This is a genomic window from Atopobium deltae, assembly GCF_001552785.1.
In the GTDB taxonomy this organism is placed as follows: domain Bacteria; phylum Actinomycetota; class Coriobacteriia; order Coriobacteriales; family Atopobiaceae; genus Atopobium; species Atopobium deltae.
In genome coordinates, this window is record NZ_KQ959483.1 from 111,448 (window position 1) to 119,993 (window position 8,546).

The following is an 8,546-nucleotide window of genomic DNA, read 5'->3' on the forward strand; positions in this document are numbered from 1 at the left end:
AAGAAATGCTTTTTCCGCTACCATAAATATGCTACATACTGTTGTGAGATGCTTACATGTACGACATGTCGCACATGTAAGCATCTCACCTCGGTCGCAGGTGCCAATCGCAGCGCGCGCTATACGCCAATCAAGCGTTTGCACGCAGCGCTAGAGCGCCGAGGCGTACCACGTACTCGTAGTGCATCTGTACCCGATCCAAGGAGCCTAATGAGGGTTTTCCCACATAAACGCCCTTTGTCCATTCTTCTAAGCCTCGTGCTTTGTGGCATACTTCTTACAAGTATGGGGCTTCCTGTCGCACACGCTGATGAGCCATCAGTGGAAGTATTCGAGGAAGCCGCCATTAAAGCGGGAGAGGTTTATCAACAAGCAAACGATGAACTAACAGCGCTTGAAGAAAAAATCCAAAAAAATAACGATAAACTCAACGAGCTCAACACCCGCCTTCCGCAGGCGAAGCAATCCTCCGCAAAGGCCATTCGCCGCAGCTACAAAATCATGAAAAGCCGCAATCAGCTCATTGAGTTGATCTTATCGATGGACGATTTTAATTCGTTTTTAGGCATGCTGACCTATATCAATAACAGCAATGCTGCAAATACCGATAAGATCAACGAGCTCGGACAAATCCATGCGCAACTGACCGCCACCCACAAGCAACTCGCTACCCAAAAAGCGCAGCTTGACGACAAAATCAAAAAGGCGCAGACCGCCCTTGAGGCCGCACAAAAAGCCGCACAAGCGGCGCGTCAAAAAGCACTTGAACGTGCTGCTGAGGCGCGTGCAAAATGGGAAGCTGAGCAAAAAGCACTGCAAGAGCAAAAGGCTGCACAATCTGCGAGCGTGGCTAAACAAAACCCCAGCTCGAAGGCAGAATCTCTTGGTAAGAACGCTTCCGCACAAACCTCGCAAATCTCCCAAGAGGGTGGCTGGAAAAAAGTTGTTGCTTCTCACTACGGTATTAATGATGGCTTTTTGTGGGGCACGACCGCCTCGGGCGATATTGTCACCCCGACCTCTATGGGTGTCGCTATGAAGACAGTCCCTCTGGGAACAGTCATCGAAATCAGTTATAAGGGATATACCGTACGCGCGGTTGTCAACGACCGCGGACCCTTTGTTGCAGGACGCGAAATTGATATGCAGCCAGCCGTGGCTTATGCCTTAGGTTTCGAGAATGTCGGCGTGGGTGCAGTGTACTACCGCATTGTGTCGTAAACTACGCGCCTAGTTACACGCCAGCTACGCATCGGCTCTACGCGCCTGACCTTAAACGCCCAGCAAAACCTGCATTAATTCCTCAACAGAATCCACGATGACATCTGCACCAGCGTCGATAAGCTCTTGCCTGGTAGTGGTACCAAAACAAACGGCAACACAGGGAATGCCGTGCTCGTGAGCACCCTGAATGTCGTAGCTTCTATCCCCCACCATCACCACGCGAGAGGCCGCTTGCTCACTTGTCATACCAAAGCGATCGAGCGCTCGTTGAATAACGTAGCTTTTAAGGCCACAGCCATCAGAAGGCTTGCCAACAATGGCATCAAAATATTGATCAATATCTTTGGCCACAAGCATGCGTGCAAGCAAATCTTCAAGCTTGGAGCTTGCGGTTCCTAATATTTTGTGCTGATGTTTAAGGGTGGCAAGCATTTGAGGAACGCCTGGATACAGCGGGCTCTGAAAAGCTACACCCGTGTTATAAATCTTTCTATAGGCGTCGGTTATGCGCTGAGCTTCCTCGCTGCTTACGCCATAGATCATCGAAAAAGCCACAGGAAACGGTGGTCCTACCAGCCGAGAAGCATCGCCTATGCGCTCATCCGAAAAGCCAAATTCACGCAGCACCCGACACGCGGTCTGCGTGATACCCTCCAGAGTATCGGCAAGGGTTCCATCAAAGTCAAAAAGAATGTGGGTGCGCTTCGCGATGTCTGCACGTGATACTGTTGACGAATGTATATCCATACCTGCACTAACCTGCACTAACCTGCACTAACCTGCGTTAAATTGCGTTAAATTGCGTTAACCGCGCTATTTCTTGCATCGTACAATACGGATTTATTATAACGAACTGTGGGTATGGCTCCGCCTGCTGATCTTCTCGTCAGGAAGATACTCTTCAGCGGCGTGCTCCAAACCAACGCGCAAAAGCGTCAACACGTGGCTGTCGGCGATCGAATACATCATGCGCTGACCATCGCGACGCGCCGCGACCACGCCACGATCGCGCAAGAGGCGCAGCTGATGCGAAATAGCAGATTGCGTCACATTACAGATTTCTTGCAGCTCCGATACCGAACGCTCCTCAACTCCAAGCGCCGATAAAATCTGAAAACGCGTGGCGTCGGACAACGCAGCAAAAATTTGCGTTGTGGCGTAAACTATGTCCCTATTTGCAGCATATCGAGAAAGTCGTTTGGCGTCATCTTCACTCATGCGTAATCACTTTCAAAAAATCGTAGCGGCTATAAGCATTGTAGGTGTAGTGTATTCTTACTTCAAGGTAGTCCACGTATCAATATGACCGTCTTTGTCAAATTCACTTCATAGCCAGTATAAACCTCATACTATAGATTGAGAAAACAAACTTATAGAATAATGAAGAATCTACATAGTAGAATTTTTTCATATGTACAGATAATCACATGTGTATATACGCATGCATTGGCGAGAAGATCGTCGGGTTGTTACGCAAGATCGTCGGCTTGCCGTCCGCAGCCCCTTCAGCAAAAAACGGTGTGCCATTACTGACACACCGTTTCCTTACGCTTATGTTGCGCTCATCGCACGCCTGCACTTATCGCACTGGCGCACGAGCGCTACCGTGCATTGCGCTTGCTTATGCACGCAAATCAGACTGCATCAAGCGAGAAACTGCCAGAATGTAGATGCCCAAAGACTTCTTGAGCTGCTCTTCCGAAACGCCTTCGTCAGCACTGTGCTCGCCGCCTACCCAGTCGGGGTTCTTCAGCTCGGGGTCGTTAGGACCAAAGCTGGCTGCGCGCTCAAAGTGACGCGCGTAGGTGCCGCCACCCATGGTGAAGGGCTTGGCGTTCTTGCCCGTGGCCTCGTTGTACGTATTGATCAGGGTCTGAATCGGCGAAGACTCAGGATCAGTCACGAAAGGAACCAGGTCAATGTAGCACTCAACGGTGGCATTGTATTTAGCCGCGAGCTTACCGACGCGCTCAGTGATCTCGTCACTGGTAATGGAGGTCGGATAGCGAGCGTCAATGGTCTGCTCAAAGTGCTTATCAACGGTACGCATGGTACCACCAATGCAGGTCAGCGGATCGAAGTACGGATCAGCGGTGTCAATGCCCAAAGAGGAACCGTCAGTCGTAGACAAAACGATGCGATCGAGCTCGAGAAACTCACGCTCACCCTCGTCACACAGGTCATTGTCGAGCAGGTAGTCGACGAGAAGACCAATAGCGTTGATGGTGCCAGCAGGCTTGGAAGCGTGGCCCTCAATACCGTGGGCGGTAAGCTTCACGAGGCCGTCACCAGCGTCCTCAACCTCAATGCGGTCCGTTGGCTTGAGGTCAGCGGCGTTGGCGCGTACGGTTGCGGTTGCCAGGTTAGGAATAGCGTTGTCAGCAATGCCGCCATCAAAGTTAACAATCTTGCCACCAGCAACATCAGCCGAACGAATAACAGCCGTGTAGCCGCCCTTCTCGCCATAGCAAATCGGGAAGTACGCATCAGGCGTAAAGACAAATGCAGGCTGCGGATAGTGCTCGTTGTACCACTCGACGTCGGCCATCTCGGTCTCTTCGTTGCAGCCAACAATGATGCGCAGGGTGTACGGAAGCTTGATGCCCTTCTCGGCAAAGAACTTAGCCGTATAGAACGACAGCACCAGTGGTCCCTTGTCGTCCAGCACGCCGCGGCCCATCAGGTAACCATCTTTGCGGGTAACACGCAGAGGCTCGACGGTCCAACCCGCACCCACGGGTACGACGTCAGAGTGAGCGATAAGAGCCAGGTAGTCGTCAGTCTCGCCCTTTAGGTCGGCGTAACCGATGTAACCTTCACAGTCATGAGCATCAAGACCCATGCCTTCTGCGATCTCGAGGGCCTTTACGAGACCCTTCTTAGGCTCGGGGCCCCAAGGTGCGCCAGGTGCAGCCTCGGCCAAATTCTCGACACTTTCGATCTGGACGAGTTTCTCGATGTCAACGATGACATCTTCCCAAACACGATCAACGTAATCAGCAATTTCTTGCTTGAGCTGCTCGTCTGCCATACATACCCCTTTCGATAGAGATCATAAAGATCAAATGTGTATACATTATTGAGTGTACCGAATATTCTGCTCGGCAAAAGAACGAGTCTACAAGCGGCTCTAAATTAGCCGTGAGCTGGCGTGAACGGTGGTGTCTGCCGAGAAAATCCACAAAGTTCAGCACAAACCACATCTGTATAAAACGATGCAGCGCGTCTTTGCAGCGTCGGCACGCCTTCTTCTGGAAAGACACTGCTTCCCTACAAAAAGGTACGTGCCCCCCCTTGCGGGAGCACGTACCTGTGGATAAGTTTTGCCGCTTTTGGAGTGTGCGGGCGCTTTATGGTGCCTGGCTCAAGCACCTCGTGCGTGCGCTATCCCCTATTGCTGATTAAACTTCTTCAAAGCAACAGCAGCGCCAACGAGCGTTGCAGCGCCAAAGACAGCGACAACGGAAACTCCCTTTGTCAAGTCAGCAGTGCGAGGGGTCTTACCAGGCTTAACCTTCTTGCTAGGCTTGTTGGTGCCTGTAGTGGCACCAGGGGTCTTGCCTGGGTCAGGAGTCTGACCAGGGTCTGGCGTTGGGTTATCGTCAGCAACTGCAGGGAAGTTATCCGTGAGGAACTTCTCGTAAATAGCTGCGGTGAGGTAACGATAATCAGACTGCTGATGGGCCTTGTTGGTAAGCGTGTTAGCAAACAAGGTCATGTTCATGCCATCGCTCTTAAGATCAATAGCCTGAATGGAGCCCTTGAACTTCGCCTGGGCATCTTCACTCATGAAGCCCTCAAGCAAAGGCTTGTCAGCGCTGACAGTAATGAGCTTCTGGGCAGCATCGGGGATACTGGTGAAGTAGAAGCCACCCTTACCATACAGCGTAGTAGCGTTAAAGGACTTGTTGGAAACAGTCACCAAACTGTCAGTCGGGTACTCAACATGTGCCAAAGCATCGTGACCAGCAGCTTGGCTGGGACCAGCGTCAAGCTTCGCAAGCTTAGGATCTTGGATCTGTGTCAAGCTTGCAATGGCCTGTACGGTGTAGCCAACATAGGGCTTACCCGCAACAATAGCCTTTGCTTCAGCTTCGGAGAGCTCACCATTGCCAACAGCAATACTTGCCTTGGTAAAGTCATTGGTCAGCGTAAAGCCAAGCTGCTTGGACAGGACAAAGACGTCCCAGTTGTACTCGTAGTCTTCACGAGTCTTGTAGTCTTTCAAACCAACCTCGTTACCCTGCTTATCCTTCACGAATCCGCGAGTGGAGGTGGGAACGTAAATGCTGATGTCCTTTTTGATGAGTTTTGCCTTGGGCAGCTCGTCTGTTTTCTCGACATTCAAAACGAACTTGTCGACAACGCCAGCTAGATCGTCAGCGGCGATCAGATACGAACCAGCGTAAGTGCCCTCGGTGATCAAACCAACATTCTTACCAGCCTTGAGCAGCTCGTTTGCTGCAAGGGTTGCCTGGTTGGTGTTGGTCTTCAGGATCGCGTAACGACCCTCGTTCACGGTCTCGGTCTTCTGCTCGGGCGCCTTGGTGATAGGCGTGACGGCGTCTGCAGCAATAGCGCCAACCTTGCGGATGGTATCCATCTTGAAGCCACGGAATACCGAGAAGTTCGTGACGGGCTCGGAGTACAGCGACCACGGAGACCAGTTGGTAATAACCATATTGGGATACAAAACGCCATTTGCGACATTGCGCTTAGCCTGGCGCATGTTCACCACAACGGTGCCAGCCTTGTAGGTCTTCTCGCCAATGGTGGTATCGGACTTGAGGGTGTCAACCTTGACATCGTTGCGGATGAGCAGATTGATGGTCTCGGCTGCAGCCGCGCGATCGGTCTGATTCTCGGCATCCATGGGGATAACGAAGTACTCGGGGAAGAAGTTGTTATTCTCGGCAGCGCGCGGACGGAAGACATCGGCCTCTACGCCGGGCTTATCGTCCTGGCTGACGTAGTACTTACGAATGCTGTCTGCGTCGATATTCTCGATACCGCGGTGGAAGCGCTCGAGCTGGTTGTGGAACATCTTGTCCTTGTTGGTACGCACGAAGTCGGCGTTACCAAGGCAGGCATAACGAACAACGTCAACGCAGCTCTCGTTGCCCCAGGGTACCTCGACGGTGTAGGCATTCACGCCGTGCATCATGGCGTACTGCGGGGTATACGCAGTGGACATGTCGTCGAAGGGCTCTTCCCAGAACTTGGAACCGTCTTGCTGCTTTTTGAGGTAATCACGCATGGGCATGACCGCAGAGTTCACCTTGTTGTTGTTCGCAATGGCGGCGCCGATCATGGCCTCGCCCTGCTTAAAGGCAGTGTCAACAAACAGGTCGTACTCGTTGTTGGGATCGTGCGTCGGCGAGCAAGGCTCAACCTGGAAACCAGCGATAAAGCCGTGGAACTCATGCAGCGAAATGGGGTTCCAGTCACTGATAAGCTTGGTCATCGCGCGGGTTTCGGGCAGGATTTGGTAGGTGTTGTCGCGGTTGAGGTCGAAGCCCCAGCCGTTGGTACGAGAGTTGGTGGTACGTGCGTCGACATTCTCGCTCGGCACGGCAATGAAGAAGACGTGGTCGAGAAGATCGGCGGGCTTGACCTTGCGATTCTCTACCTTATAGAGCTCATTGAACTCAGTAGTACTAATGGGCGAAGAGGTGTGGAACCACCAGGACTTTGCGGGCGCCAAAGGATTGGAGCCACGGACAAAGCCGATGCCCTTGACACGGAACTCGCCAGACTCATCCTTGAGCAGGTCAGACCATACCACACGCTCGGTATTCATCTCGGCAGCAAGCGCGGCCTTGCCCTTATCGGTATAGTCAACCGCGGTCTTGTAGTCGAGTTCTTGATTCTTGGCGATCATCCAGAGGAACTCCATAATGCCATCGACGGCGGAGTTCTCGTCTGCATGCAGGTTGTTGTACATGATAGGGAGCTTGTAGTTCAGGCTTCCTGCTGCAAGCTCAGTCTGAACGGCCTTAGGATTAGCTTCGGCACGCTTCTTAAGCGCCTGGTAGTTATTCAGATCTGCTTCTGACTTGGCAATGAAGATGGCCTTCATGTCGCGACCCTGTGCCGACTTACCAATGCTAACAACCTTAGCGAAAAGACCATTTTTGTTGGCCTCTTTAGCAATCTCGGGAAGCTCAGCGTCGACTTCAGGCTGTGTGCGATAAGTGTCATACGGACGGAACTGGACGGTTACGGGCTTGGTGGTTGTGCCATCAACGGTAGCCGTAAGGTTAAAGGCGCCTGTGTAATCAAACATGGCGGAACGAACCAGGTCACGGTCACGGCCGTCAATACCATCCCAGCCAAACAAAAGCTCGTTGGTAAAGGTGGCAACAAGATTTACTTTGCCATCAACGGTCTCGGCCTTGTAAGCAATATCCTTAAACAGGGGTTTTGGAGTCTTGTGACCTGGGAAGGTCGTGGGGATCGTCTTCCAGTCCTCAAGCTTGCCACCCTTAGTTTGATGAGGATAAAACTCTGTATCGAAGGGTACCTGCTCACGAGCGAGCGACAGGGAGATCTTCTTGTCAGTAATCAATTGATTGAGCTGATCTTCCGTTGCGCCCTCGACAGGAATGGTGACCTTAAATTGACGAACATTCGTCATGGTCACGGTTGGCTTTTGCTGCAGCTCCTGTCCGTTCTCGGACATAGAAACCTTTACTTCGCCGAATTGCAAAGCTTGCGCTTGCGCCTGCTCTGCAAATGCATGCGTCGTAGAAAGGGTTGGAAGAACTGCCGCGCCAAGTGGTACGAGGCTGAGCGCAATGGCTGCACCTACTGCAAAGGTAACAGCAGCCTTACGCTGGGCCCTGCCATGCGGTAAGAAACGCATATAACACTCCTTTCAACACACCTTGTTCATATACTCACATGGTGCAGTTATACAAAAGTGCACAAAAACAGATATATGTAATTTGGAATGATTGAGCTGCGTTAAAACTGCGTTGAGAGCATATGAACATAACTACATACACTCATACTGTAACCAAAATGTAACAAAGCTTATGTGTAGTTAGATGAGCGTTATGAATTGCACGGTGAACGGAGTATAAAAAATTGCACTTGACCTGAGGAAATAAAAGTGTCCTAGATAAAGACTGAAAGTTCATTGATTTATTTTGATAAAAGGTCAAGTTTATGTATATTTGCTCATTGGCTCAGGAAGACTATGCATGGAACTTTATAACACTATTTCTTAACAACTAATGTGTCAGTGCCCTCACAGCGCACTAGGTGCCCTCACAGCGCGGCGCCCTCACTCATACGCTACATCGCCATAAAAAATATCC

The 8,546-nt window shown here is 51.3% G+C and carries 5 protein-coding genes; 1 reads left to right on the top strand and 4 read right to left on the bottom strand.

Going from position 1 to position 8,546, the window contains the following annotated elements; genetic code table 11:
• Nucleotides 1-210 precede the first annotated feature (210 nt).
• Nucleotides 211-1,221: an RlpA-like double-psi beta-barrel domain-containing protein gene (locus HMPREF3192_RS00460; protein WP_066304379.1), complete on the top strand. Its 1,011-nt coding sequence runs from the start codon at nucleotides 211-213 to the stop codon at nucleotides 1,219-1,221.
• A 51-nt stretch (nucleotides 1,222-1,272) separates the two neighbouring features.
• Here HMPREF3192_RS00460 and HMPREF3192_RS00465 read toward each other — a convergent pair whose 3' ends face one another.
• The 4 genes from HMPREF3192_RS00465 to HMPREF3192_RS00480 form a co-directional block, all read right to left on the bottom strand.
• On the bottom strand, nucleotides 1,273-1,971 hold the full coding sequence (locus HMPREF3192_RS00465) for an HAD family hydrolase (RefSeq protein WP_066304380.1): 699 nt from the start codon (nucleotides 1,969-1,971) through the stop codon (nucleotides 1,273-1,275).
• Nucleotides 1,972-2,067: 96 nt separating this feature from the next.
• Nucleotides 2,068-2,442 (bottom strand): ArsR/SmtB family transcription factor, encoded by a 375-nt coding sequence (locus tag HMPREF3192_RS00470; RefSeq protein ID WP_082715496.1) that lies wholly within the window; start codon nucleotides 2,440-2,442, stop codon nucleotides 2,068-2,070.
• A 403-nt stretch (nucleotides 2,443-2,845) separates the two neighbouring features.
• A complete protein-coding gene (locus HMPREF3192_RS00475; RefSeq protein ID WP_066304382.1) occupies nucleotides 2,846-4,255 on the bottom strand; it encodes a Sapep family Mn(2+)-dependent dipeptidase in 1,410 nt (469 codons plus the stop codon).
• A gap of 360 nt (nucleotides 4,256-4,615) precedes the next feature.
• Nucleotides 4,616-8,089 (bottom strand): M14 family metallopeptidase, encoded by a 3,474-nt coding sequence (locus HMPREF3192_RS00480; RefSeq protein ID WP_066304383.1) that lies wholly within the window; start codon nucleotides 8,087-8,089, stop codon nucleotides 4,616-4,618.
• Between the last annotated feature and the right edge of the window lie 457 nt (nucleotides 8,090-8,546).